The organism is Gemmobacter aquarius (assembly GCF_003060865.1).
Taxonomy (GTDB): domain Bacteria; phylum Pseudomonadota; class Alphaproteobacteria; order Rhodobacterales; family Rhodobacteraceae; genus Paragemmobacter; species Paragemmobacter aquarius.
Map to the genome: position 1 here is coordinate 2,146,637 of NZ_CP028918.1, position 24,746 is coordinate 2,171,382.

The window sequence follows — 24,746 nt, forward strand, 5'->3', positions numbered from 1 at the left end:
CTACCCTGAGCCGTACAGCAATATGGCAGCCCCATGTCCGCCCATACCGTGACCATCCCCCGCCTCGAGACGAAGCGTTTCCTGCTGCGCGAATACCGGGAATCGGATTTCGACGACTTCACCGCATTCTACGACACCGAACGCTCGCGCTTCATCGGCGGCCCCCTCACGCGCGAGATGGCTTGGCGCGGCCTTGCCGCCCATCTCGGCCATTGGGCGCTGCGCGGCTACGGCTTCTGGGCGGTCGAAGACAAGGCCTCCGGCCAGTTCTGCGGCCACGTCGGCCTGTGGTTTCCCGAAGGCTGGTATGCGCCCGAAATCGGCTGGGTGATGATGCAGCACGCCGAAGGGCGCGGCGTGGCGCAAGAAGCCGCCCTTGCTGCCCGCGCCCATGCCTATGGCACGCTCGGCTGGCAAACCGCCGTCAGCATGATTGACCCTGCCAACATCCGCTCCATCCGGCTGGCCGAACGGCTGGGGTGCAGTTTCGAGGGCGTCTTCGATCACAGCCGCCTCGGCCCGATGCAGATATGGCGTCACCCCCCGCCTGCGGCGGTCACCATCTAGAAAGGATAAAGCCATGGGGAAAGAACAGGCCAGCAGCGTCACCCATATCGACGATGACCGCTTCAAGGTCACGGAATGGCGCTTTGCGGCAGGGGCGGAAACCGGCTGGCATGTGCACGGGCATGATTACGTGATCGTGCCGCTGACCGATGGCACGCTCGGTCTCGACGTGCCCGACGGTGCGCCCTTTACTGCCACCCTGACCCAAGGCGTCCCCTATTCCCGCCGCGAAGGGGTGCATCACAACGTCACCAACGCAGGCAGCGCCCCGCTTGCCTTCCTCGAGATCGAAACCGTGGCCGATACCGCAGCGCATCGCCGCCGCGAAACCTTGCAACGGTTCATGGCGGCATGGAACGCCCGCGACGTCGACGCACTGATGGGCTGCATGGCCGAAGACTGCGCCTTTCACGCGTCAGCCGGGCCCGATACCGAAGGTCGCCGCTTCGTCGGGCGCGATGCCGTCCGCGCCTCGTATGCCGCGATGTTCGACAGCTTCCCGCAGGCGGCATGGACCGCCGACAGCCATCATGTCGCAGGCGACGCCGGCCTGTCGGAGTGGCGCTTCATAGGCACGGACAAGACCGGCAAGACGGTCGACGTGCAGGGCTGCGACATCTTCCGCTTTTCAGGCGACCTGATCGCGCTGAAAGACAGCTACCGCAAGAACCGAGGGTAAGCACGGGGTGGCATCTGGGCCAAGGCCATCGGCTTTGCCATGTGATGCCTGCACCGCCCGCCCGTCGGTAGGCCCCAATGGCACCGGCCTGCGCCGGTCCCGCCTATGTCGGGCGCTGGTCTTCGTGCGTAAATCAGAACGCGCGGGCGGGACCGTTGGTGATACAGGTGGGGAAAAGCGGTGCTTCCCGTTTTCCACCCTAACCAACCGGCCTTGCGAGCTGGTCACAGCTTGCGGCCCTGCCGGATGAACTGCGTCGCCCGCGCGATGCGGGCGAAAGCTTGCGTGCCTCTGTGTTGAAATCCTGCGTCAGCCAATAGTCCGCAGGCGTGCCAGTGGCATCCGCCGCCCTATTTACCACGCGATCGGCGAGCGCCCAACCCCCTGCCCGCGCACTGCAGGGTCGGCGCATAGGTGGTGCAGATCACCGAGGATCCCGACCCTCCAGACATGGTATTGGAACAGGGGAAACGACCAAGGGCCGCCCTGCTGACGGTCATGCGGGCCTCGCTGCGCCAGACAGAAAGCGGGTCAGCGACCGGCCAAGGTCATCGGGCCGGTATCCCCGCCCGATGAAGACGATCACATCATCACTACGGTTCTCGCCTTGGTCGGGCAGGATTTCCGGTGATTGAACCACCTTTCGCACCGTCTGCAAAAGCAACCGCCCCGCCGGAGTGCGCACCACCCCCTTGACCCGCACCAGATCATCTCCCCGCGCGTAAAGCAGCGCCGAAAGCCACAGCGTAAAGGCCGACCAGTCCAGACCATCGGGCAAGACAACCTGCGTCGGCAGGATAGGCCCCCGCGCATCCTCACCAGTCAGATCGGGCAACACGGCAGCCACCAAGCCCGCAGGCAGCTCGGCCATGGCCACTTCGACCCCCAACTCAGCCCCCGCCATAGACGCATGCCCGTTCAGCGTGGCCAGCGTAGCGCGCAGCATGGCCAGCGCCCCGGGCGTACAAGCACCCGTTTTAGTCAGCACGATCCTGTCCGCCGCCCCTACCTGCCTCCGACCCAAAGGCTCGGTCGCCAGTTGCGCCAGCGCATGCAAGGCATCGACCGCGACTATGGTTTCATCGATGACTATGTGGTTCACTAGAACCGGATCGGACTGGATCGCGTCCACGATCGCCGCCGGATCTGCCAGCCCGCTTGTCTCCAGCACGATCCGCTCGAGCCGCACCTCATCTGCCGAAACGCGGCTGCGTGCATCGCACAGCCCGCGCAGCGCGGCAACCAGATCGACCCGTCCCGCGCAGCAGCAACACCCCCCCGCCAGCAGCGTCATTCCCACGGCCCCGACCAGCAGCGCATCGTCCACCGGCGTTTCCGCCGCCTCGTTCACCACCACATGCACCCGCGGCCCAAAGCCCCCCACATGCAACTGGTGCCGCAGCCAAGTCGTCTTGCCCGACCCGAGATAACCGCCCAGCAACGTCAGGCGCAGGCGTGTGTCAGTCGTCATTCAGATATCGCGGGTCCAGCGGATCGATCGGCGTGCCATTCAGCCGCTCGGCCTCGGCCCAGACCTCGGACAGGTTCTGCACGATGCTGCTCGCTCCCGCCATGGTGCCAACCTGGATGCCGGGCACCACGCCGCCATCATGCGCGGTCAACCCGTAAGGGCGCAGGATCGCGTCGAGCACGCGCGCCCTATGGAACCGCGCCCGCAACCGGTCACCGGGGGTGGCGGCTCCGGCCTCGGTCCAATGGCCGGGCACGGCGGGGTTGCCGCAAGCGTTACACATGGGGGCCTCCATCAATCGGCTTGGGGGGCGCGTATAAACGCCCCCCGAACCGGATCAAATCACTTCGGGACGCGCCGCACCACCAAAGGGATAGCGCTTGCGGAAGTCATTGGCGATATCCTCGAACGTTGCCCATTCCACGCCCGAATGCTTCGAGATGTATTCGATCAGCCGCTCGAGCATCAACAGCACCTGCGGACGACCCGCCACATCCGGGTGGATGGTAAAGGCAAAGACCGCATAATCCATCTCGCGATACACCCAGTCGAACTGGTCGCGCCACATTTCTTCGATATCGCGAGGGTTCACGAAGCCATGGCTGTTCGGAGCCTTTTTCATGAACATCATCGGCGGCAGGTCGTCGACATACCAGTTGGCCGCGATATCGACGAGGTCGATTTCCTTGCCGTGCTTGAGAGGGTGCATCCAGTCCTTGGCCGATTTGGAATAGTCGATGGTGTTCCAGCTGTCGCCAACCTTGGCGTAGAACGGCTGGAAATCGCGGTAGCCCTGACTGTGGTCATAGGTGAAGCCGTGCTTGAGAAGCAGCGCGGCAGTCGAATTCGACATCTCCCACCACGGCGCCACATAGCCGCGCGGAGCCTGCCCCGTCAGCCCCTTGATCAGCTCGATGGATTTGACCAGCACGTCCTCTTCCTGCGCCGGCGTCATGGCGATCGGGTTCTCGTGCAGATAACCATGCGCGCCGACCTCGTGACCATCCTTGACGATCATCTCCATTTCTTTGGGAAAGGTCTCGAGCGAATGGCCCGGAATGAAGAACGAGGTTTTCAGCCCGTATTTCTTGAACAGTCGCAGCAGACGCGGAACGCCCACTTCGGTCGCGAAGATGCCGCGCTGGATGTCGGACGGGCTATCACCCCCGCCATAAGACCCGATCCAGCCCGCCACCGAGTCGATGTCGGTTCCAAAGGCACACATGATCTTCTTTGCCATCAGTCTTTCCTCCTTTTGAGAAACGGTTTTTCGTGAAAGAGCCCTAGCCCCGGATCGTGGTTTCAAGCGCCAGCCCCGCCGCCAGCAAGGCGGCATCGCGGCCGTGGCGGGCCGAAATCATCAGCCCCGTGGGCATGCCGTCGCCGTCTGCCCCGTTCGGGATGGAGAGCCCGCACCAATCAAGGAAATTGCCGATGGCAGTGTGGCGCAGCGTGCGGAAATTGTGGTGGAAGAACACCTCGACATCCGCTTCCAAGGGAGCAGTGGGCATAGCCACGCTCGGCGTGGTGGGGCAGATCAGCAGCGCATCGCCAAGGCGGTCATTGACAGCCGCGATCAGACGGGCGCGGTCGGCGTGCAAGCGGATCAAATCTACCGCTGTCATCTTTTCGCCCATGCGGATACGGCGCACCACGCGCGGGTCGATCCGCGCCTCATCGGGCCCGTGCAGGCGGTCCCAATGGACCTCCATCGCCTCGGCCGACGCGAGAGGGCCATAGCGGCCCATCGCCGCGACCGTATCGCGCAATTCAAGCAGGGCGATACGGCGCACCCGTGCGCCTGACGCCTCAAGCCGACCGAGGGTGGCTTCGAAAGCAGCGGCAACGGCGGGGTCGATATCGTCGAACATTACCGCGTCGGGGACCACAAGATCGAGCGATGAAATTTCCGCCGCCCGCACCGTCGGCGCGGCCATCCCGCGCAATACCGCATCGACCAGAACGCAGTCTTCGACGGAGTTGGCCAGCGGCCCCAGCGTATCGAGAGTGCGTGACAGCGGGAATACGCCTTGCATCGGATGGTGGCCGGTCGAGGTTTTGTAGCCCACAACGCCGTTAAAGGCGGCCGGAATCCGGATGGATCCGCCGGTATCGGTGCCGATGGACAAGGGCACGATACCTGCCGCCACCACCGCGGCGCTGCCCGACGACGACCCGCCCGGAGAGCGCGCCACCTTCGGATCGCGCGGATTGCGCGGCGTGCCATAATGCGGGTTCAGCCCGATGCCGGAATAGGCAAATTCGGTCATGTTTACCGCCCCCACCGTCACCAGCCCCGCCCGCATCCCGGCATAGACCAGTGCGGCATCGGTAGCAGCTGGCGCGGCCCCGCGCAGCACGGACGACCCTGCGGTCGTCGCCGTTCCCTTCAGGTCGAACAGGTCTTTCCACGCCAAGGGCACCCCGTCGAGCAGACTTGCCGGATTGCCCGCCCTCAGCCTTTCGCGTGCGGCCCGCGCCTCGGCCTCGGCCCGGTCGCGGGTCTGGCGGGTGAACAGCGCCCCGTCGCCATGCGCGGTGATCCGGTCATAAACCTGTGCCACCAAATCGACGGGGTCTTTGCGGCCCGCGCGCAGATCGTCGGCCAATGTCTTTGCGGTCTCGATTGCCATGGCTTTACTGCGCGATAAGGGTGGTATCCGCAGGATTCCACGCGACATATCCAGCCGCCCCCGCCCGAAGCGTGTCACGGTATTTGTCGGCATGGCCCTCAAGCTGCACCATCTCGCCGCTCGGCAGGGTCATACCGATCTGCAAGATATGTCCCACCAGTTGCAACCGGTTGATCTGGCAGGGCACCACGTTGCCGTGCTTGGCTCGAACCTCGGCCTCGGGCATGCTCGCGGGCAAGACGTTCATCGCCTCGGCCGGCAGCACGATCGACGCCGCAGCCCCCGTGGTGATAGACGTCGCAGGCGGTTCGGCAACCAGCGCCCCAAACGGCGTGTCCAGACTGACCGATCCGCCCGCCACATTGCGGACCTTACCGGAAATCAGCGTGTTCGCCCCGATGAACCGCGCCACGAAAATGCTTTGCGGCCGGGTGTAAAGCTCGCGCGGCGGGCTGATCTGCTCCACCCGGCCTGCGTTCATCACCACGATACGGTCCGACAGCGCCAGCGCTTCCGACTGGGCGTGCGTCACAAAGACGAATGTGATGCCAAGGTCGCGCTGCAGCAGCTTCAACTCGTTCTGGATCGACTTGCGAAGGTTCGCATCCAGTGCGCCCAAAGGTTCGTCCAAGAGCAGGATATCAGGCTCCACCACCAATGATCGCGCCAGTGCGATCCGCTGCCGTTGCCCGCCCGAAAGCCGCGTCGGGCGCACGTTGGCCACCTCGGTCAGGCCCAACTTGTCAAGGATACGGTCCACTTTGTGGTTTGCCTCGGTCACGGGCAATCCCTTGACCTCAAGCCCGAACATCACGTTCTGGCGTACCGTCATATGCGGAAACAGCGCGTAATTCTGGAAGATCATCGACGTCGGGCGCTTTTCGGGCTGCAAATCGTTCACTCGCTTACCCCGGATCATCAGATCGCCCGAGGTGATCGTTTCAAACCCCGCAATCATCCGCAGCGTCGTGGTCTTTCCGCACCCCGAGGGGCCAAGAAAAGCGATGAACTCCCCCTTGTCCACATCGAGGTTGAAATCGATCACGGCAGGCGTGCCGTTGTCGTAAACCTTGCCGATATGCGAAAGCTGCAGGTCGTAGGCCACTGGAAAGTCCCCGATTCTCGTTTGGTGCGGCCGGGACGAACTGCCCCGACCGCAAGCTTCAAAGGTCGATCAAGCCGACAGGAATTCGTCCCACTTCGAGATCAGGAGGTCGTACTCGTCCGGCCACTGGTGCCAGTAGGCAACGTTCGCCGCGCGGGTCGCCAGCGAGCCGCCGTCGCGCAGATCGCCTTCCTTGATGCCGCGCTCCTCCGCGCCGACCCACGGAGCGCCTTCGTACCAGAAGGCGTATTTCTCAGGGGCCATGACCGCTTTGACTTTGTCGTTGGGCGAATAGTAGCCCTGCTCCGATACGGCCACAGCCGGACCGCCCGACAGCCAGTAATCGGCATAGGCGGTGACAGCGTCGAGGTTGGGCGAGGATTTCAGACCCGAAACCCCGATGGCCCAGCCGCGATAGCCGGTCTTCATGGTGGCGTAAGAGCACTGCACGCCCTGCGCCTTGACGGCCATCACGGCAGGCTGCCATGCGTCGGCAAGGATCATCTCGCCCGAGGCCAACAGGTTGACGAGTTCGCCGAAATCACCCCAGAGAGCGCGGAACTGGCCTTCCTTCTTCTTCGAGATCAGGAACTTGGCTGCTTCCTCGATGGCCGCCGCATCCGGGTTGCCGGGGTTTGCGACTTCCAGCAGGCCCATTTCGTTCATGGCCATGACAGCCTGACCGAAAGCGATCAGCGGGTCGACGTTCAGGCCGGTCTTGCCCTTGAACTTGGGGTCGAACAGCGAGGACCACATCGACGCTTCTTCCGCCGATACGAGGTCGGGGCGATAGCCGATCGAGTCGAAGTTGTAGACGGTCGGAACCATGTTAAGCGCGGTCATCGACTCGTCGGTGTAGATCTGGCCGACGATCTGCGCACGGGCGTCCCACTTCGGGTCGGCCTTCAGGAAGCTTTCGCCGACGCCGGTCCAGTTGGTCAAAGCCGAGGTGGCGATGGGCGCAACGAGATCGGTCTGTACGATCGACGGCAGACGCTCGCCGATGGTTTCCCAGCAATCGTAAGCGGTCGAGCCCGACAGAAGTTCGGTCTGCGTGTTCGGGAAGATGTCAGCCTTGCCCGAAACAGCCTTCACGCCCGAAGCCGCCTTGAACTCTGCCAGAATACGGTCTTGGACCGTCACCGAAAGACCCACCGTCCGCAGTTCCTGCGAGGCAAGATCGGCAGCAAAGGCTTGTTGCGCGCCAAAGGGCATCCCCGCAGCGGCAAGTGCAGCAGTTCCGGCAGTTCCCTGCAGGAATTTGCGGCGCGATAGCGACATATCTCTCATATGTAGTACCTCCTGTTACGTCTGTTGCGTCTTGTCTTCTTCTTTGTCTCGCCGGATCAGTAGCGCCCGACGAGCAATCCTCCGTCCACGACAACGACCTGTCCGGTCATGTATCGGGCGCCGTTGGATGCGAGGAAAAGGATCACATCGGCTATTTCATCCGGCTCGCCAATGCGGCCCATCGGGATGAATTCGCCCGCCTTTTCAGCCCCTTCGGGACCAAGCGAGTTTTCCTTCGATAACAGTTGCGCGGTGCGGATGTAGCCCGGTGCCACGCCGTTCACGCGGATGCCGTCCTTGGCCAGTTCGACGGCCAAGCCGCGCACCAGCCCCACGACGCCTGACTTGGCCGCCGAATAGTGGACATGTTCATCCCAGCCGTAGGCCACGCCCATGATCGACGACAGCGCGACGATGGCACCTTTTCTGCGCGCCTTCATGCCGGCGAGGGCGGGACGTACGATCCGGAAGATGCCCTTGAGGTCGATGTCGAAGGTATGGTCCCATTTGTCATCGGTCAGCACCGGCAAGGGCACCTTGTGGGCGATGCCCGCATTGGCGACGATCACGTCGATTCCGCCGCGCGCGGCCTCGATCCTTGCGACCAGCGCATCGGCATCGGCGGTCGAGCGCACGTCGAGCCGGTGGTATTCGGCGCTGCCACCTGCGGCGGTGATCTCGGCCACCACGGCCTGCCCTTCGGCGTCGAGCACGTCGGTCACCACGACATGATGGCCCGCCGCGCCAAAGGCGAGTGCGGCGGCGCGGCCGATGCCGATACCGGCACCGGTGATCAGGACGGTTTCGCTCATAGCATCACATCTCCAGAATTCGGCCCCAGCGTCTGGCCGACGAACAGCGCAGCGGCGGGCGAGCAAAGGAAGGCCACGGCGTCGGCGACCTCTTCGGGTTCGCCAAAGCGGCCCAGCGGCAGTTCGGCAGCCTTGGCGCGTTGCCAATCGGCAGACAGGCTGCGCACCAGCGGCGTATTGATCGGGCCGGGGGCGACAGCATTGACGCGGATGCCTTGGGCCGAAACCTCGCGCGCCAGCGCCTTGGTCATGCCGATGATGCCAGCCTTGGCGGCGGAATAATGCACCAGTTCGATGCCGCCGATCTGGCCCAGTTGCGAGGCGATGTTGACGATCACCCCCGATTTCCGCGCCAGCATCCCGTCGATCACCGCGCGGGTGCACAGGAATGTACCGCGCAGATGCACCGCAATCATACGGTCGAAATCCTCGGCAGTCAGATCCTGAAACCGGGCCTGATGCACATGGCCCGCGCAATTGACAAGATGGGTGACTGCGCCAAAGGCCGCTTCGGTTTCGGCAACCATGTCCGCAACATCGGCTTCGCTGGACACATCGCCGCCCGTGCTGCGGGCGCTTGCACCGATCTCGGCCGCCACGGCACTTGCCGCAACGGCGCGAAAATCGTTGACCATCACATTGTAACCGTCGGCCGCCAGCCGCAGCGCGATGGCCCGCCCGATACCGGACCCTGCGCCCGTGACGATCGCGGTTCCCGCGGTTCGGGTCATGCGATGTCCTCCTGCATGGCCATCTTCTTAGCGCGGCGGACCGACAGTCCCATCAGGATGCCGTATACCGACAAGAGGGCGAACGAAAAAAGCGTCGTCAGCACGCCAAAGGCAAAGATGTTGGGATGGATCTCGACCGAGAACGTCCCGTAGATCGCCAGCGGCAAAGTCTGGTCACGCCCCGAGGCGAAAAGCGTGCGCGGGAATTCGTCAAGCGACAGGGTAAAGGCGAACAGCATCGCCGACAGAACGCCCGGAAAGATCAGCGGAAACGTTACCTTGCGGAACGTGGTCCAAGGGTCGACGCCCAGCGACCAGGCCGCTTCCTCGACCGAGGCGTCGAAGCGGTTCAGGATCGCCAGCATCACCAGAAAGGCAAAAGGGAAGGTATAGGCCACATGGGTCGCAAAGGCCGTGGTGTACCAGTGCCGCTCGATCCCGATGATGTTGTTGGCCAGAAGCGACGTGCCAAGCCCCGTCAGCACACCCGGCACCATCATGCCGAGCACGATCAGGTAGAACACAAAGGCAGAACCCTTGAAACTCCGCCGGAATGCCTGCGCCGACATGACGCCAAGCACGGTTGAAACCACCATGGTCATCAAGGCCAGCACGAGCGAGCGGATCAACGCCTCGCCGAACGGCAAGGGCGCGATGCGCGACGGTGGGGTCAGGCCGAACACCTGCCGGTACCAATAAGTCGACCATTCCACGATAGGAAACTGCGGCCCGCCATCCGGCCCTTGCTGGAACGAGATTATCGTCAGCACCACGAAAGGCCCATAAAGGAACAGCACGAACAGCGCCACATAAAGCCCCAGCGCCGGTTTGATTATACGCGATTCCATGGTTCAGAGCTCCCGCTTCAGATCGACGATGCGCAGGAAACCGGCGATCACGATGCCCATCACGATGGTCAACACGACCCCCACAACCGAGGCCATGGCCCATTTCAGCGACCCGACCTGCGTGACGATGATATTACCCAGAAGGTTGACCTTGCGGCCCGACAGGGCGCCGGACGTTGCGAATTCGCCCAGAACCATGACCGACACGAAGATCGCGCCAACCACCACGCCTGGCAACGACAGCGGGAAGATGATCTTCCAGAAAATCCGCCCGAAGCCCGCGCCAAGATCGCGCGCCGCCTCGATGATGTTGCGGTCGATCCGGCTCAGCATAAAGGCGATGGGTCCGACCATGAACACGCAATAAATTTGAGTCATCCCGATGATCACCGACAGTTCGGTGAACAGCAGCACCTCTATCGGTTGCTGGATGATGCCGATCTTCAACAGCACGATGTTGATCGCGCCTTCCTTGCCCAGCATCGGCCGCCACGCGAGCACGCGGATCAGGAACGATGTCCAGAACGGGATTACACATACGACAAGCAACACTGTGGACAGCGTCTTCGACTTGACGAAGAGCCCGACGAACAACGCGGTGGGATAGCCCACGATAAAGGTCGTCGCCAGAACGATCAGCCAGATGCGGATCGTCGTCCAAAGCGACCCGGTATAAGTGTCGGAACTGAAGAACTGCTTCCAGCTTGCCAACGTCGGATCGGACGAGATGTTGAACGTGGTCTGCGTCCAGAACGACACATAGACGATCATCGCGATCGGCACGACAAGGAACAGCGACATCCACACGATGCCCGGTATCAGCAGCCAGCGCGTCACCTTCGACTGGCGTTCCTGAATGGTCACGGTGCTGGTCATAGCGCTGCCTCGCGGCCAAAGACGATGGCCTGTTCCGGGTTCCAGGTCAGCAGGTAATCCTGCTTCGGCTCATAGACATCGGGCGCGCCAAGGCTCAGGTGGTGCTCCATCTCGACCAGGTGGCCGTGGCCAGCGTCAAAGAAATTCATGATCGACGAGCCGAGGTATTCCGACGCTATGAACGTCGCTTTCAGGGCAGGACCGCCCGCCTTGGACGATGCGGGAAGCACCTTCACTCGGTCATAGCGCACAGCATAGACATCGCGGTCGGCACGGGTCGCTGCCGGCACCTTCACCGCGCCGAAGCTGCCGGTGAAGTTGCCCTTCGACAGCGTGCCATCGAACAGGTTGTAACGGTTCAGGAAATGCGCCACGTCCGGCGTCGCGGGGCGGTCATACACCTCGCCAGGCGTTCCGGTCTGGATGATCGTGCCTCGGTCCAGCACGACCACACGGTCGCCCATTGCCAAGGCTTCGGTCTCGCTTCCGGTCACATGCAGGAAGGTGACGCCCAGCCGTTCGCGGATCGCCCTCAGTTCGTTGCGCATACGTGACCGCAGGTTGGCGTCCAGCGCGCCGAGCGGTTCGTCCAGCAACACCAGCTTGGGCTTCATTGTCAAAGTCCGCGCCAGCGCCACACGCTGCCGTTGCCCGCCCGAAATCTGGTCGACCCCGCGCCCCTCCATCCCCGACAGACCGACAAGTTCGATCATCTCGGCCGCCCGCCGCTCGACCTCGGCAGCCGCCAGCCCCGATTTGCCATGCGTCAGGCCGAAACCGACGTTCTGCATCACCGTCAGATGCGGAAACAGAGCAAAGTTCTGAAATACGAACCCGATCCCCCGCTCGTGCGCCTGCACGTTCGTGATGTCGCGCCCCTCGAAATAGATGCGCCCCGCCTCGGGCGCCTCGAATCCCGCGATGACCCGCAGAAGCGTCGTCTTGCCCGAACCCGACGGCCCGAGGAACGAAAGATATTCGTTCGCCCCGACCTCGAGCGACGCATCATTGAGAGCGACCAGATCGCCGTAGCGCTTGGTCACGCCCTCCAGTCTGAAGACCGACGTGTCCACCATAACCTCGCCTGAAGTTCGACCTGCCCTCATGGGACGGATCTGATTGTTTTTGGTCCGGACCGCAGGCCGCACATCGCACGACCTACGGCTAAAACTGTACTTCGTATAACATAGGTGTTCCCACCACCTGTCAACATGTTATTAAATTGCGAAATCACGCTTTTTTGGGCAAGTTAAACAATAATTGGCCCAGTTTATGAACAGACCGCGAAGAGACCGCAACTGCCTTAATTGAACATTGCGTACGGCATTCGTTTTTACTGTGGACTAAGATATGGTGCGAACGATCCGGTTTCGTTAATCACAGCGACGATCTTCATCCGCGCCAGATACCTTCGTGCCGTGATCGAAAGATGGTAGCGCAGATATTCGCACGCGGAATCAATGGGATGGTGCGTGATTAGGTCCAAGAGGGTCTGGTATTGCTCGATCGTATCCTCGTCCCGCGGCAGTCCCAGCAGGATCAGAGCACGGTCGACCGACGACAAAAGCAGCCTGTTCGACCGGATCATTTCAACCAGCGCCGCGTTTGGTGCCTGCGCAATGCAAAGTTCCAACAGCGCATCGCCGAGGTATTGTGGCGTGATCCCCGGATCGGCGCCAATCCGCCCGAGCAATATCTCTACTTCGGCATAACGGATATGCGGACCGGCAAGACGCAACGCGGCAGGTTCCATGATTCCGCGCAACTCGAACTTCTCGCTCACCGTCCGCGCCGTCAGTGGGCCTGCGATCCAGTGCGAGCTTGGGCTTTTGCGAACCAAGCCCCGTTCCTGCAACCGCGCCAGCACATCGCGCACCACGGTGCGGCTGACACCCAGATGATCGGCCAATTCGGTCTCGACGATCCGGAATTCGCCGAAGATCTGGCACGAGGCCACCTCTTCTTCGACCTTGTCATAGACATGCCGCCACGTCCCGCGCGTTTGCAGCGCCTGATCCACGACTTGCGGAATATCCAACTCCAACTCGCGGATATCGCGCCTGATCGGGATGACGTCATCGCCGCCACTCCCGACCAGATAACCGCGCCCGTCGAAGCGGTTGATCAGCCCTTCCTCCAGCAACTGCCGCAGGGCAGATTGTACCGGAACGCGGCTGGTCTGCATTACGGCGGCAATCGGCCCTTCCAGCAGCACGAATCCTTGCGGCAGCACACCAGACAGGATGTTCTCGCGCAGCACGCGTCCGATCAACTCGTATCGCGGTTCCTGCGCCAAGGGGTTGACCGACCGGATCATGCCGCCGCCCCCAGATTCACGCGACGCACGAAACGGTCCCAGGCGCGGGCTGCGTAATTGTATTCGTCCATGACCGTATTCCAGATCACGATTCGCCGCGCGCGGTCGACATAGGGACCGCCCGCCCGCCTCTCACCGGCCCTGATCGCCACGTCGCCATCCGGCCCGGCAAGATCACGCGACGCGGCGGCCCCTTCGTACCAATAGGCCCATTCTTCCGGCGCCAGCCATTCCCGCGCCCGCTGCGGGTTCGAGATATAATAGCCCTGCCGCGCCATCACGGCTCCCGCATAGCCTGAAAGCCACCAGTTCAGGTATTCGTAGGCCATGTCGAGTTCGGCCCCGCGCAGATGCCGCGACAGGCTGCCCCCGCCATGCCACGCGCGATACCCCTCGGAGGGGGCCGATTCCACGAAATGCGGCCGCGCCTTGCGCAGCTTGCCATAGACAGGCGACCACATGCTCTGCACCGCCACCGCGCCGCGCTCGGCCAGTTCCGCCGCCTCGATCCCGTCGCGCCAGGTGCCGCAGAAATACCCCTCGGTCCGCCGCTCTTCCAGCAACGCCATAAGCGCATTGATCTCTTCGATGGTCATATTGCCGATATCGGCGAACTCGATCTCGCCCGTCGCCTCGGCAGCCAGCGCGGCGTCGAAGAACCCGATGGCAGGTTCGTCCACCAGCGCGATCCGCCCCTTGGCGCGGCGGTCCAGAAGCCATGCCCAGCTTGGCCGCACATCCGGCCCCGCCCCGAACACACGGGCATCGTAGCCAAAGCTGTCCATATTGTGGACGGTGGGTAACATGCTGATATAGCGAGATTGTTTCGGCCCCAGAAATCCGCCCGGCTGAACATACAGCTTCTTGGCCGGCGCATCGCCCCGCCCGCGCCCTGCGTATTTGCTGACCCCGCCCAGCTTCACAAGGTCCGAGATATTGTCCCACTCGGGCACGCGCCCGATATCGATGGGCTGCAACGCCCCCAGAACCACACGATGTCGAGGTTATGGAAGCACTGCTCGTAGACGTCATAGCTTTCCGGCTGCATCGCTGCCCATCGTTGGCAGCTCAGGAAATCCTTTTTCTCGAACGCGATATCGAACCCCAGATCGGCCTTGGCCCTTTCGCGCACCGGATCGAGCAGCGTGATCGAAGTGCCAAGCACCCGCAGCTTGCGCCGCGGAACGACCATGGGGGTCGCCAGCCCCGATTTCGCTTCATCTTTCATCGTCCCTCGCGTCGGGTGCGGGCGGGGGCATGTGTCCTTGCCCCCGCCCCGTTTCGGTCGCCCCCTTCAGACCAGTGCCGCGCCGATGGCGTCAAGCACTGCCTTGCGGTCGCGGCGCGCTTGCAAGGCCTGCTCCATCGTCACCTTGACGAAACGGGTCGGCGTATGGGGCTGCAACTGCCCGATCAGGTCCATATCGGCAGACACGACGGTTCCGAGCATGAAATATCCCCCGCCCGAAACCGCGTCGCGGTGCAGCACTATGGGTTCGGTGCCGCCGGGCACCTGAACCGAGCCATAGGGGTAGCAGGCATCCACAATGTTCGACGGATCCGACCCCGCGCCAAAGGGCTGCTCGCGGTCGGCAAACTCCAGCGGATGACCCGCCTTGAACCGGTAGCCGATACGGTCCGCCTCAGGCGCGACCTTCCACGTATCCTCGAAAAAGGTCTTGCCCGCTGCTTCAGTGATGCGGTGCCAATAAAGCCCCGGCAGCATCCGCAATTCCGCAGGCGTGCCGGGCTTGCGCCGCAACGCCTCGGGCAGGCTGCGCCCTTCGGTCACGCCGCGCCCCGCGCTTACGGGCAACACATCGCCCGCCGCCAGCTTGCGCCCTTCGAAACCGCCCAGCGCGCCCAAAGTATAAGTCGACCGCGACCCCAGCACGACCGGCACGTCGATCCCGCCCGACACCGCAATATAGGCCCTCGCCCCCGCCTTCAGGAACCCGAAGGACAAAACCTGCCCCTTCTTCACCATGAACGCAGTCCAAGCCGCCCGCTCCTCGCCATCCACCTTCGGTGGCATATCCGCTCCGGTCACGGCAACCATGGCGTCGGCTGTGAATTCCAGTTCCGGCCCCAGAAACACCGCCTCCAGAACCGCTGCGCCTGAGTCATTGCCGACCAGAAGGTTTGCAGCCGCCAGCGATAGCATGTCCATCCCGCCCGAGGTCGGAATCCCCAGATGGTAATACCCCGGACGGCCAAGGTCTTGCACCGTCGTCGAAAGGCCCGGCTTGATGACATTAATGGCCATTTAGAGCCTCCATGATACGGGCATTGGTCCCGTCGATATCCTTCTGGAATTCGGTCAGCGAAAAACTCACCGGGGCGATGCGCGGCATCCAGCGGCCCGCGTCGACCTCGGCCACCGTGTGGTCATATTCGGCGCGGTCGATGGGCTTCCATTTGACGATATCGCCGGGGCTGAACAGGCACATGAAATCGCGCAGATAGGGGACCGTCTGGTTCGGATCATAGATCGGCATGGGCGTGATGCCGAACATCTGGTAGCCCCCCGCACCCCGCACCGAATAGATGCAGGCAAAGCAGCCGCCATGCCCCACGGTCAGGCGCGGGGTATCGGTGCGCGGGCGCAGGTATTTGGGCGACTGGATCTGCCGCGGGCGATCCACCATCTGATAGAGGAACGGCAATCCCGCAACGAAACCCACCATTGACACGAACCACGGCGCGCCGGAATGCGCCTTGATGAACCCGTCCACGCCATCAAGCCCGTTGATCCGCGCGGTGTATTCGATATCGGTCGAGGTCGGGTCCTGATGCCGTTCGCGAAACCGCATCAGCGTTTCGTGCGTCCACGGATCGTTGTAAAGCACCGGAACCTCGATGATCCGCGTCTGCAAGGTAGAAGGCGCCGCCTGCGCGGCCGCCTCCAGCGCCTTCAACTCGGCCATCATCGCCTCGGGCGAGATCACGTCGGGATCGAAACGCACCTGAAACGACGCGTTCGCAGGGCAAATCTCGGTCACGCCCTTGATCTTGGCCTCGCGCAGCGCGCTGGTGATGGACATGCCCTTGAAAAAGGCTTCCAGCGACATTTCCTCGTCGCACTCGACAAAGATATGTTCGTCGCCGCCATAGGAGTATCTTGTCTTCATTCAGCTTTCCCCTCCAGCCGATGTGCGTTCCGCTCAAGCCACGGCTCAAGCCAGCGTGTGTGGAAATCGGCCCGCGCCACATCGGCGTCACGGGCCAGCAATTTGTGCAAGGGTGCTGTGGTCGGCAGCCCTTCGACCGCCAATTCGTCCAACGCCCGCCGCATCCGGGCAATGGCCGACGGCCGGTCCTCGTCCCAGACGATCAGCTTGCCCAGCAGCGAGTCGTAAAACGGCGGCACGGTGTAGCCCTGATACAGCATCGTATCGAAGCGCACCCCTGCGCCCCCCGGAACCCGCAGCGCCGAAATGGTGCCGGGTGCGGGCTGAAATCCCTTGGACGGGTCTTCCGCGCAAATCCGCACCTCGATGGCGTGGCCGGTCAGGCGGATATCTTCCTGCCGGTAGCGCAGCGGCTCGCCCCCGCGATGCGAAGCATCTCGCGCACAAGATCGATGCCCGTGACCATTTCCGTCACCGGATGTTCGACCTGGATACGGGTGTTCATTTCGATGAAATAGAACTGGTCGGCGGCATCGTCATACAGATACTCGACCGTCCCCGCCCCGCGATAGCCCACCGCCTCGGCCAAGGCCACGGCTGACGCGCACAGCCGTTCGCGGATGTCTTGCGGCAGGGTGGCCGAGGGCGCTTCTTCCCACACCTTTTGCCTGCGGCGCTGCAAGGAACATTCACGTTCAAAGCAATGCACGGCGCTGCTGCCATCGCCCAGCACCTGCACCTCGATATGGCGGGCGCGTTCGATCACCTTTTCCATGTAAAGCCCGCCGTCGCCAAAGGCGGCTTTCGCTTCGGCACTGGCCTGCGGCATCAGGCGTTCGAATTCTTCCATGTCATGCGCGATGCGGATACCGCGCCCGCCACCGCCTGCGGCGGCCTTGATCATCACCGGAAAGCCGATGGCAAGGGCGATGGCACGGGCCTGATCGGCGTCGTCCACGCGGCCATCTGACCCCGGCACTACGGGCACGCCTGCCGCTTCGGCGGCGATGCGGGCGGCGACCTTGTCGCCCATCACGCGGATGCTGTCGCCCTTGGGGCCGACCCAGACCATCCCCGCCGCTTCCACCGCATCGGCGAAATCGGCGTTCTCGGCCAGAAAGCCATAGCCCGGATGCACCGCATCGGCCCCTGTCAGGCGCGCAGCCTCAAGGATCGTGTCGATCTTCAGGTAGGATTTCGCCGCTGCGGGGGGCCGATCGGCACCGCCTCGTCTGCCAGTTTGACGGCCAGACTGTCGGCATCGGCAAGGCTGTAGACAGCAACCGTCTTTATCCCCAGTTCCTGCGCGGCGCGGATGATCCGCACCGCGATCTCGCCCCTGTTGGCGACGAGCAGTTTGCGCAGTGCCATCGCTCAGCCCAGCTCGACCAGCGGTTGGCCCGCCATCACCGGTTCCTCGTCATCGGCCGGAAAAGCGGTGATCGTGCCCGCCTGATCGGCGGCAACCTCGTTGAACGACTTCATTACCTCGATCAGGCCGATTACATCGCCCACGGCCACGCTGTCGCCCACCTCTTTGAAGGCGGGCTTGTCGGGCGAGGGGCGGCGGTAGAAGGTGCCGGGAAGCGGGGACAGGATTTGCTTGGTCATCGTCTTTTTCCTTTGTCTTTCAAGCGGCCGAGGTGACTGCCGCGCGCACGGCTTGCGCCACCTGCACGGCGTTCGGGGTGTCGGAATGCACGCAGATCGCATCGGCGCGCACGGGAACGTCAACACCGCCCACAGAGCGCACCACCCCGTCGCGCATTGCCCGCAGACAGGCGCTGGCTGCGGCATCCGGGTCGGTCGCGGCGTGTTCGCGGGTGATGATCAACCCGCCCTGATCATTGTAATCGAGGTCGGCGTAGAATTCCGACACAAAGGCATGGCCCCGTGCGGTGTAGACGGTTTCGTGCAGCGTGCCCGCCATGCCGTAAAGCGGCACGCGGAAGATATCGGCCACATCGGCCACCGCATGGGCCACATCTTCCATCCGTGCCGCCATACCGTAAAGCGACCCGTGCGGTTTGATATGGTTCAGCGCCATGCCTTCGGCCTGAAGAAAACCTTTCAACGCGCCGATCTGGTAGATCATGCAGTTGACCAGTTCCTCGCGCCCGATCTTCATCTCGCGGCGGCCAAAGCCTTGCAGGTCGGGCAAGGACGGGTGCGCGCCCACCTTGACGCCGCATTGCTTGGCAAGCTGCACCGTCCGGCGCATGTGGTTGAAGTCTGACGCGTGAAAGCCGCAGGCCACGTTGGCCACGTCGATCAGCGGCATCAGCCCTTCGTCGTCACCGATGCGGTAAAGGCCGAAGCCTTCGCCCATGTCGCAGTTGATGATGGTCATGCAGCACCCCCGTATAGTCGAGCAGATAGACGCCCGATTCCGTCAGTTCCGCCGTCCAGTCCGGTTCCACCACCAGCGTGGTGGTCACTTCCTCGATCACGGCAGGGCCGATGATGCGGTCACCCGCGCCCAGCTTGTCGCCCGCATAGACCGGCGTGTCCTGTGCCACGCCATCGGCGGCAAAGATCATCGCGCGCGTTCCGGCCAAGGCCTTGTCGGCCCCTGCCCCTTTGCCAATGCTCATCCGGCGCGGCTTGTCGACCCGCCCCGAAATCGCGCTTTCCACGTTCACCACCTCGACCACGCTAGCGGGTTCGGAATAGGTGTAAAGCTCTTCGTGCCGCGCATGGAAGGCCGCCTTGAGCTGTTCCAGCGCCGCCTCGTCCAGTGCGAAGGGATCGACATCGACGGTGCATTCATGCACCTGTCCAACGTAGCGCATATCAAGGCTGCGTCGAATGGAAATGCGGTCTTCGGTAAAGCCGTCCTTTTTCAGGTCGGTCACGCCGCGCGCTTCCAGCCCCTTGAAAAGCCCGTCGAGTTTCGCCGCTGCCGCAGCTCCTTCCAGACGCACAGGCGCGGGGGCCATGTAGTTGTATTTCACGTCCGAGATGATCTGCCCGTAAGCGCACAGCCCCGAAGCCAGCTTCGAGACAAGCACCCGCGTGATGCCCATTTCGCGCGCCAGCGCCGTGATATGCGCCCCTGTCGCCCCGCCCGCGCAGTTCAGCACGAAATCGCGCGGGTCATAGCCGCGTTCCACCGACACGCGGCGGATGGCATTGACCATGTTGTTGTTCACGATGGTGAACATGCCGTAAGCGGCCTGTTCGATGCTCAGGGAAAGCGGCTTGGCCAGCCCCGCGTCGATGGCCGTTCTTGCGCGGTTTACCGCCAGCGGCAAGCGCCCGCCCACAAGACCATCGGGGTTCAGATAGCCCAGCACAAGGTTCGCATCGGTGGTTGTGGGCTTGTCGCCGCCTTGGTCATAGCAGGCAGGCCCCGGTTCGGACCCCGCCGATTGCGGGCCCATCTGCAGCAGACCCATGCTGTCGATCCAGCCGATCGACCCACCGCCTGCCCCCAGCGTTTCCACCTGAATCATCGGAATCCCGATGCGATAGCGCAGGAAGTCGATGTTCTTGGATACATTCGCCCGACCGTCCCGCGTCAGCGTGATGTCGAAAGACGTGCCGCCCATGTCGACGGTGATGATGTTCTGCAAGCCCCAGGGCTCGCCGATGTAAAGCGCCGCCTGCGGGGCCGAGGCGGGGCCGGAATTGATCGCATAGACCGACTGGTCGCTGACCACCGACCCCAGCGCCAACCCGCCATTCGACTGGAAATAGCGCACCGGATTTTTCGCACCGAGGCTGCGGAAATAGCCGTCCACCGCTTCGACATAGCGCGACAGGATCGGCGCAAGATAGGCGTTCACGATGGCTGTCGATGTGCGGGTATATTCGCGCACCTGCGGATACAGCAGACTGCCCACGGTCAGGCGCACGCCGGGCATCATCTCGCGCACGATATCGGCGGCGCGCAGCTCATGTTCGGGTGAAGCACCGACCAGACGAAGCTGATGGCCACCGAATCCACGCCCTCGCGCAGGAAATGGCGGCAGGCATCGCGCACATCTTCTTCGTGCAGGGGTGTGTGAACCGCTCCGGTCGACACCACCCGCTCGCGCACGCCGCGCCGCAGATAGCGCGGTACCAGCATTCGGGCGGGCGGATATTCGGGATCGTAGCGGTAGCCGTCTTCCTTGTGGCCCAGACGGATTTCGATGCTGTCCTCGTGCCCCGAGGTCGCGATCAGCCCCGTTCGCGCGCCCTTGTGCTGGATCAGCGCGTTTAGACCCACGGTCGTGCCGTTGATGCACAGATCGGCGTTCGACACGATCTCGGTCGCGGTGATCCCCGTTTCTTCCTCGATCAGCGCCAAGCCGTTCCGGATGGCCTGTGTGGGGTCTTGCGGGGTGGAAAGCGCCTTGAAAATCCGCACCTCGCCCGTGCGGTCGGCAAGGATGAAATCGGTGAAGGTGCCGCCGGCGTCGATGCCAAGACGATAGGTGTTCTGCATGGTGTTCTTCCTTGTCCGTCAGGCAGCGGTTGCGCGCAGGGCAGCGGTCGCGGCGGTATCGACCGCCAGCGTGTCGCGGTCGATGATCACCACGCCATAGTCGAGCCGCGCTCCTTCGAGGCTGACCAGACCGTTCCGCACATCCTCGACCACCTTCTGCACATCGCGTTCAAAGGCGTTGCCGTAACCCCCGCCGCCGGGGTTCTTGTTGGCGGCCCGCTCGCCGGGCTGGATGGTCTCGATCACGTTGTCGGTGATGATCTGGGTCGCACCGTTGCGCGTCAGTTCCAGCCGCCCGACCTTTTTCGACACCATGGCCGATTTCGCCCCCGCAGCCCCCATTGCCGGTATCCGCCGCCCCTCGCCAAAGGTGATCAGCGTCATGGGACTGTCTAGCGGTTCGACCTCCCAGCAGGTGCCCGACCCGCCCCGGTTCTTCCCCGCGCCGCCGCTGTCTTCCATCAGCGAATAGCGGTGGATGATGATGGGATAGCTGTGCTCCAGCATCTCGATATCGCCGCTGGTCAGCGCGCCGAAGCAGCATTCCGGCCCCACCGCGTGCCAGCCGTCGGCCTGCGACGTGGCTCCTGCCCCCGAGATGATCGACGCCAGCACCATGGTCACATATTCCTCGTCATGGCGCTTGTCCCAGCCTGCGATGTTGCAGCCGTTGGCATGGCCCCAGCTTGCCGAAACCTTGTGCGGGGCAGCCTGTTCGAATGCCAGACGCACGGCATCGGTCAGCGTCTCCATCGGCGTCGTGGTGCAATTCATATGGGGCGCAGGCGACTTGGCGTTGCACAGCGTCCCCTTCGGACCCATGTCGGTACTGACACAGCGATACAGCCCCTCGTTATAGGGGGGCGGCAGTTGGGCGAACATCATCAGGCCAAGGTAGACGCCCGAATGGCTGTTTCCTTCGTAGCTGTTGATGAAATAGGGTATTTGCGGCGGCGACTGGATGGCGATGTGGCAACCGTCCCCCTTGATCGTCACCGTCGCCGTTATCTCGAAATCGCCATAGCCATGGCCCGCGTCCTCAAGGATCGCGGTGCCGGTATAGGTGCCGTCGGGCACCTCGGCGATCAGGCTTCGCATGTGGTGTTCGGCCATGTCGAGAAGCTCGGCGATGCAGTCCTGAACCATATCTTTGCCGTATTTGTCCATCAGCCGCTTGAGGTTGCGCGCCCCCACCTGACAGGCCCCGATCAAGGCGTTGAAGTCGCCCTCTTGATCGCGGCGCGCGCGCATGTTGGACAGGATCATGTTCATCACGTCATGGCGCGGCTTGCCCTGATCCCAGATCTTGATCGGCGGAATCCGAAGCCCCTCGGCGTAGATCTCGGTGGCATTCGGGTTATAACCCGCAGGCACCGGCCCGCCGATATCGGTCAGGTGGCCCTTGCACACCGTCCAGAACACCAGCTCGCCCTGATAGAACACGGGCATATACATGCAGGTATCGATGATGTGCGACCCGCCGTAAGCCGGATCGTTGTGCAACATCAGATCGCCATCATGGATGTCGCCCTCGAAATACTTCGCCACCGATTTCATCGCGGGGATCAACGATCCAAGGTGGATCGGAATATCCTGCCCCTGCAAGATCATCTCGGGCAGGTGATTGAACAGCGCCGTGGAATAGTCATGCGCAAGGTTGAACACAGATGACCGCGCGGTCTGCTCCAATGCAAGCGTCATCTCGCGCTGCGTTGTCTCGAGCACCCCCGCACTACCGAAAGCGTGATCGGATCGACGTTCCTCTTGGCCATTACTGTCTCCTGTTGCAGCGCGCGAGCCCGCCGGCACAGGGCGACACCGCCCGCCTCCAGGCAGGGGAAGTGTCGGAATCTCCCTGTCTCCGGCCGAATCCCAGCCTTGTCATTCATTGCGATACAGGTTGCCCCCTTCCCCGCCCCCCGTCTTGACGCTCAGCGCACAAGCATTTGTCACCCAGCGTGCCCGAGTGCTGCTTTGCACGCGAAAGATCGCCTCACATCGCCGTCATGCCGCTGCGGAATTGACTTCTTCCCCGCAAGGACGATCATTGACCCTAAACGCAAAAAGCGGACGCAAACGTGGCCAACGGGACGCACAGCACAGACGGTCTTCCAGCATCGGCCCGCGCCGATCACTGGAATTCCGTCATTGCGCAGGCCTACTTCCCGCTCGACCTGACCTTCCGCGACGCAGCCCGCTTCGAAGGTCGGCTCGAATCCGGCACGCTAGGCGACCTGTCGCTGTCCCGCCTGCAGACAGAGTCGGTGCAATACGAACGGCACCGCCGCCACATCTCGCGCACCACCGAAGAGCAATATCTCATCACCATCCCGCGTCAGTCGCCCGTCGAATTCAGCCAGTCGGGACGCGAGGTGCGCTGCGATCCGGGCGGTTTCATCCTCGAACGCGGCGACGAACCCTACCGCTTCTCCTATGGCGCCGCGAACGACCTGTGCGTCATCAAACTCGCCAAGCCCATCCTTGCCGAAAGACTGCGAAACCCCGACCGTTTCTGCGCGCTCGTCTTCAACGGACGCGAAGGGATAGGGTCGGTCTTCACCACCATGGCCCAGCAGATCCAGCACCAGACCGTAGCAGGAACCGCCGTAGACCCCGTGGCGGGCAGCGTCATCGGGCGTCAGCTGGTCGAACTTCTGGCCCTGACGCTCGACCGCAGCAGCGATGTCGAAACGGGCGCCGCCTCGTCGGTGCGCGAAGGTCACCGCCGCCGCGCACAATCGGTGATCCTGTCGAACCTCTCGAATCCCGGCCTCTCGCCCGAGATCGTGGCCGACCGTATCGGGATTTCGAAACGCTACCTGCACGAATTGTTCGCCGAGGTGAACTTGACCGTCTCGCAATTCATCCGCGAACAGCGCCTGCACGCCGCACGTGACCTGCTGCACATGGCCAATCCGGGCCCTCTGTCCGACATCGCCTATCGCTTCGGTTTCTCCGATCAGGCGCAGTTTTCGCGTCTGTTCAAGGCCATGTTCGGCCAGACGCCTAGCAGCTACCGCGCCAGCCGCACGATTTAGACGGCCTTACCCGTCATCGTGACCGGCCCGCCCACGCGCCGCACGCGCATCTCCAGCCCTTCCGCCCCGCCATAGGCCTCGACCAACGCTTCCTGCCCCAGCGTCAACGGCGACAGCCCGCGATAACTGAACCGCTCCGGCACCCGCCCCAGCACACGACCGGCCAGAACCATCATCGCCACCGCCTGCAACGGCCCGTGCACCACCGGCCCCGCATAGCCTTCCACATCCCGCGCATAATCGGCATCGTAATGGATGCGATGCCCGTTGAAGGTAAGGGCCGAAAACCGGAACAACCGCACCGGATCGGCCAACAGGGGCAGCATAGCGGCAGGCGGCCCAAGGTCCGGCGCATCGGGGTATGCCGGCGGCGGTGTCCCCGCCACGGGGTCTTCGCGATAGACCAGATCCTGCCGCTCGGACAAGACAACCGCCCCGCCGACGCTATAATCATGTCGCACCGACACAAAGATCAACGGACCCGTCGACCCGGTCTTTTCCGCAATCCGCTCGATCCGGCTGTCGCGCACCACCTCGTCACCTGCACAAAGCGCGCCGTGGAACGCAATCTCACCCCCGCCCACATCCGCCGCGTTAGCGGCAAGGGCGGCAGCTCCAACCCCAGCCGAGGATGCCCGTCGCGGCCCAGATCGGCAGGAGAATAGGCATCAGGGCACAGCGTCCAGAACATTCCCGTCGGCACCTCTCCATCGGCAAGGTCAGGCAAGGTGGCGCGATACTGCGCGATCAGCCGCACCGAGAGTGTATCCACCCGCCGCGACCCGCACCCGATCCAGTCGTCAAATGCAGACATGC

The 24,746-nt window shown here is 63.1% G+C and carries 25 protein-coding genes and 1 pseudogene; 3 read left to right on the forward strand and 23 right to left on the reverse strand.

Annotated elements, in window-relative coordinates; translation table 11 throughout:
• Positions 1–33: 33 nt before the first annotated feature.
• Both HYN69_RS10310 and HYN69_RS21795 read left to right on the forward strand, forming a co-directional pair.
• A complete protein-coding gene (locus tag HYN69_RS10310; protein WP_108435663.1) occupies positions 34–567 on the forward strand; it encodes a GNAT family N-acetyltransferase in 534 nt (177 codons plus the stop codon).
• A 13-nt stretch (positions 568–580) separates the two neighbouring features.
• A complete protein-coding gene (locus HYN69_RS21795; protein WP_108435664.1) occupies positions 581–1,246 on the forward strand; it encodes a nuclear transport factor 2 family protein in 666 nt (221 codons plus the stop codon).
• Between the two features lie 496 nt (positions 1,247–1,742).
• Here the strand turns inward: HYN69_RS21795 and HYN69_RS10325 are convergent, their stop codons facing one another.
• The 22 genes and pseudogenes from HYN69_RS10325 to capB form a co-directional block, all read right to left on the reverse strand.
• Positions 1,743–2,717, reverse strand: coding sequence for a CobW family GTP-binding protein (locus HYN69_RS10325; RefSeq protein WP_108435665.1), 975 nt, complete (start codon positions 2,715–2,717; stop codon positions 1,743–1,745).
• The gene (locus HYN69_RS10330) at positions 2,707–3,000 is read right to left on the reverse strand and encodes a hypothetical protein (RefSeq protein ID WP_108437153.1); all 294 of its coding nucleotides are present in this window, start codon (positions 2,998–3,000) and stop codon (positions 2,707–2,709) included. Before HYN69_RS10330 ends, HYN69_RS10325 begins: the two co-directional genes overlap by 11 nt.
• 54 nt (positions 3,001–3,054) lie before the next feature.
• On the reverse strand, positions 3,055–3,957 hold the full coding sequence (locus HYN69_RS10335; RefSeq protein WP_108435666.1) for a polysaccharide deacetylase family protein: 903 nt from the start codon (positions 3,955–3,957) through the stop codon (positions 3,055–3,057).
• Between the two features lie 43 nt (positions 3,958–4,000).
• Positions 4,001–5,350 carry an amidase gene (locus tag HYN69_RS10340; protein ID WP_108435667.1) on the reverse strand — a complete coding sequence of 450 codons (1,350 nt, stop codon included), beginning with the start codon at positions 5,348–5,350 and terminating at the stop codon, positions 4,001–4,003.
• A gap of 4 nt (positions 5,351–5,354) precedes the next feature.
• Positions 5,355–6,455 (reverse strand): ABC transporter ATP-binding protein, encoded by a 1,101-nt coding sequence (locus HYN69_RS10345; RefSeq protein WP_108435668.1) that lies wholly within the window; start codon positions 6,453–6,455, stop codon positions 5,355–5,357.
• 69 nt (positions 6,456–6,524) lie between these two features.
• On the reverse strand, positions 6,525–7,745 hold the full coding sequence (locus tag HYN69_RS10350; protein ID WP_108435669.1) for an ABC transporter substrate-binding protein: 1,221 nt from the start codon (positions 7,743–7,745) through the stop codon (positions 6,525–6,527).
• A 56-nt stretch (positions 7,746–7,801) separates the two neighbouring features.
• Positions 7,802–8,557 (reverse strand): SDR family NAD(P)-dependent oxidoreductase, encoded by a 756-nt coding sequence (locus HYN69_RS10355; protein WP_108435670.1) that lies wholly within the window; start codon positions 8,555–8,557, stop codon positions 7,802–7,804.
• Positions 8,554–9,288, reverse strand: a complete 735-nt coding sequence (locus tag HYN69_RS10360; RefSeq protein ID WP_108435671.1) for an SDR family NAD(P)-dependent oxidoreductase — start codon at positions 9,286–9,288, stop codon at positions 8,554–8,556. Before HYN69_RS10360 ends, HYN69_RS10355 begins: the two co-directional genes overlap by 4 nt.
• Positions 9,285–10,136, reverse strand: coding sequence for an ABC transporter permease (locus tag HYN69_RS10365; protein WP_108435672.1), 852 nt, complete (start codon positions 10,134–10,136; stop codon positions 9,285–9,287). Before HYN69_RS10365 ends, HYN69_RS10360 begins: the two co-directional genes overlap by 4 nt.
• 3 nt (positions 10,137–10,139) lie before the next feature.
• Positions 10,140–11,012: an ABC transporter permease gene (locus HYN69_RS10370; RefSeq protein ID WP_108435673.1), complete on the reverse strand. Its 873-nt coding sequence runs from the start codon at positions 11,010–11,012 to the stop codon at positions 10,140–10,142.
• Positions 11,009–12,088, reverse strand: coding sequence for an ABC transporter ATP-binding protein (locus tag HYN69_RS10375; protein ID WP_108435674.1), 1,080 nt, complete (start codon positions 12,086–12,088; stop codon positions 11,009–11,011). Before HYN69_RS10375 ends, HYN69_RS10370 begins: the two co-directional genes overlap by 4 nt.
• A gap of 257 nt (positions 12,089–12,345) precedes the next feature.
• On the reverse strand, positions 12,346–13,329 hold the full coding sequence (locus tag HYN69_RS10380) for a GntR family transcriptional regulator (RefSeq protein WP_108435675.1): 984 nt from the start codon (positions 13,327–13,329) through the stop codon (positions 12,346–12,348).
• Positions 13,326–14,306, reverse strand: coding sequence for an ABC transporter substrate-binding protein (locus HYN69_RS10385; RefSeq protein WP_216824588.1), 981 nt, complete (start codon positions 14,304–14,306; stop codon positions 13,326–13,328). The genes HYN69_RS10380 and HYN69_RS10385 overlap by 4 nt, the downstream gene beginning before the upstream one ends.
• The gene (locus HYN69_RS21185; protein WP_216824589.1) at positions 14,249–14,557 is read right to left on the reverse strand and encodes a hypothetical protein; all 309 of its coding nucleotides are present in this window, start codon (positions 14,555–14,557) and stop codon (positions 14,249–14,251) included. The genes HYN69_RS10385 and HYN69_RS21185 overlap by 58 nt, the downstream gene beginning before the upstream one ends.
• A gap of 66 nt (positions 14,558–14,623) precedes the next feature.
• On the reverse strand, positions 14,624–15,595 hold the full coding sequence (locus HYN69_RS10390) for a 5-oxoprolinase subunit C family protein (RefSeq protein WP_108435676.1): 972 nt from the start codon (positions 15,593–15,595) through the stop codon (positions 14,624–14,626).
• Complete coding sequence (locus tag HYN69_RS10395) at positions 15,585–16,460, reverse strand: 5-oxoprolinase subunit B family protein (RefSeq protein ID WP_108435677.1); 876 nt, start codon at positions 16,458–16,460, stop codon at positions 15,585–15,587. The genes HYN69_RS10390 and HYN69_RS10395 overlap by 11 nt, the downstream gene beginning before the upstream one ends.
• A pseudogene (locus HYN69_RS10400) lies at positions 16,457–17,831 on the reverse strand (acetyl-CoA carboxylase biotin carboxylase subunit). The gene HYN69_RS10395 and the pseudogene HYN69_RS10400 overlap by 4 nt, the downstream one beginning before the upstream one ends.
• Before the next feature lie 3 nt (positions 17,832–17,834).
• A complete protein-coding gene (locus HYN69_RS10405) occupies positions 17,835–18,071 on the reverse strand; it encodes an acetyl-CoA carboxylase (protein WP_108435678.1) in 237 nt (78 codons plus the stop codon).
• 19 nt (positions 18,072–18,090) lie between these two features.
• Positions 18,091–18,810, reverse strand: coding sequence for a LamB/YcsF family protein (locus HYN69_RS10410; protein ID WP_108435679.1), 720 nt, complete (start codon positions 18,808–18,810; stop codon positions 18,091–18,093).
• A complete protein-coding gene (locus tag HYN69_RS10415; protein ID WP_230426562.1) occupies positions 18,755–20,329 on the reverse strand; it encodes a hydantoinase/oxoprolinase family protein in 1,575 nt (524 codons plus the stop codon). The genes HYN69_RS10410 and HYN69_RS10415 overlap by 56 nt, the downstream gene beginning before the upstream one ends.
• On the reverse strand, positions 20,326–20,892 hold the full coding sequence (locus tag HYN69_RS21390; RefSeq protein WP_230426375.1) for a hydantoinase/oxoprolinase N-terminal domain-containing protein: 567 nt from the start codon (positions 20,890–20,892) through the stop codon (positions 20,326–20,328). The genes HYN69_RS10415 and HYN69_RS21390 overlap by 4 nt, the downstream gene beginning before the upstream one ends.
• Before the next feature lie 18 nt (positions 20,893–20,910).
• The gene (gene capB, locus HYN69_RS10420; protein ID WP_230426376.1) at positions 20,911–22,593 is read right to left on the reverse strand and encodes a caprolactamase subunit beta; all 1,683 of its coding nucleotides are present in this window, start codon (positions 22,591–22,593) and stop codon (positions 20,911–20,913) included.
• A 377-nt stretch (positions 22,594–22,970) separates the two neighbouring features.
• On the opposite strand from capB, the gene HYN69_RS10425 reads away from it, so the two are divergent.
• Complete coding sequence (locus tag HYN69_RS10425; protein ID WP_108435680.1) at positions 22,971–23,930, forward strand: AraC-like ligand-binding domain-containing protein; 960 nt, start codon at positions 22,971–22,973, stop codon at positions 23,928–23,930.
• Here HYN69_RS10425 and HYN69_RS10430 read toward each other — a convergent pair.
• On the reverse strand, positions 23,927–24,514 hold the full coding sequence (locus HYN69_RS10430; RefSeq protein ID WP_230426377.1) for an FAS1-like dehydratase domain-containing protein: 588 nt from the start codon (positions 24,512–24,514) through the stop codon (positions 23,927–23,929). The genes HYN69_RS10425 and HYN69_RS10430 overlap by 4 nt on opposite strands.
• Positions 24,515–24,746: the final 232 nt, after the last annotated feature.

What these genes read in the sequence shown, in the direction of transcription:
- HYN69_RS10310 (WP_108435663.1), top strand. Translation starts at nt 34, where the DNA reads ATGTCCGCCCATACCGTGACCATCCCCCGCCTCGAGACGAAGCGTTTC.
- HYN69_RS21795 (WP_108435664.1), top strand. Translation starts at nt 581, where the DNA reads ATGGGGAAAGAACAGGCCAGCAGCGTCACCCATATCGACGATGACCGC.
- HYN69_RS10325 (WP_108435665.1), bottom strand. Translation starts at nt 2,717, where the DNA reads ATGACGACTGACACACGCCTGCGCCTGACGTTGCTGGGCGGTTATCTC.
- HYN69_RS10330 (WP_108437153.1), bottom strand. Translation starts at nt 3,000, where the DNA reads ATGTGTAACGCTTGCGGCAACCCCGCCGTGCCCGGCCATTGGACCGAG.
- HYN69_RS10335 (WP_108435666.1), bottom strand. Translation starts at nt 3,957, where the DNA reads ATGGCAAAGAAGATCATGTGTGCCTTTGGAACCGACATCGACTCGGTG.
- HYN69_RS10340 (WP_108435667.1), bottom strand. Translation starts at nt 5,350, where the DNA reads ATGGCAATCGAGACCGCAAAGACATTGGCCGACGATCTGCGCGCGGGC.
- HYN69_RS10350 (WP_108435669.1), bottom strand. Translation starts at nt 7,745, where the DNA reads ATGAGAGATATGTCGCTATCGCGCCGCAAATTCCTGCAGGGAACTGCC.
- HYN69_RS10355 (WP_108435670.1), bottom strand. Translation starts at nt 8,557, where the DNA reads ATGAGCGAAACCGTCCTGATCACCGGTGCCGGTATCGGCATCGGCCGC.
- HYN69_RS10360 (WP_108435671.1), bottom strand. Translation starts at nt 9,288, where the DNA reads ATGACCCGAACCGCGGGAACCGCGATCGTCACGGGCGCAGGGTCCGGT.
- HYN69_RS10365 (WP_108435672.1), bottom strand. Translation starts at nt 10,136, where the DNA reads ATGGAATCGCGTATAATCAAACCGGCGCTGGGGCTTTATGTGGCGCTG.
- HYN69_RS10370 (WP_108435673.1), bottom strand. Translation starts at nt 11,012, where the DNA reads ATGACCAGCACCGTGACCATTCAGGAACGCCAGTCGAAGGTGACGCGC.
- HYN69_RS10375 (WP_108435674.1), bottom strand. Translation starts at nt 12,088, where the DNA reads ATGGTGGACACGTCGGTCTTCAGACTGGAGGGCGTGACCAAGCGCTAC.
- HYN69_RS10380 (WP_108435675.1), bottom strand. Translation starts at nt 13,329, where the DNA reads ATGATCCGGTCGGTCAACCCCTTGGCGCAGGAACCGCGATACGAGTTG.
- HYN69_RS21185 (WP_216824589.1), bottom strand. Translation starts at nt 14,557, where the DNA reads ATGAAAGATGAAGCGAAATCGGGGCTGGCGACCCCCATGGTCGTTCCG.
- HYN69_RS10390 (WP_108435676.1), bottom strand. Translation starts at nt 15,595, where the DNA reads ATGGCCATTAATGTCATCAAGCCGGGCCTTTCGACGACGGTGCAAGAC.
- HYN69_RS10395 (WP_108435677.1), bottom strand. Translation starts at nt 16,460, where the DNA reads ATGAAGACAAGATACTCCTATGGCGGCGACGAACATATCTTTGTCGAG.
- HYN69_RS10405 (WP_108435678.1), bottom strand. Translation starts at nt 18,071, where the DNA reads ATGACCAAGCAAATCCTGTCCCCGCTTCCCGGCACCTTCTACCGCCGC.
- HYN69_RS10410 (WP_108435679.1), bottom strand. Translation starts at nt 18,810, where the DNA reads ATGACCATCATCAACTGCGACATGGGCGAAGGCTTCGGCCTTTACCGC.
- HYN69_RS10415 (WP_230426562.1), bottom strand. Translation starts at nt 20,329, where the DNA reads ATGATGCCCGGCGTGCGCCTGACCGTGGGCAGTCTGCTGTATCCGCAG.
- HYN69_RS21390 (WP_230426375.1), bottom strand. Translation starts at nt 20,892, where the DNA reads ATGCAGAACACCTATCGTCTTGGCATCGACGCCGGCGGCACCTTCACC.
- capB (WP_230426376.1), bottom strand. Translation starts at nt 22,593, where the DNA reads ATGACGCTTGCATTGGAGCAGACCGCGCGGTCATCTGTGTTCAACCTT.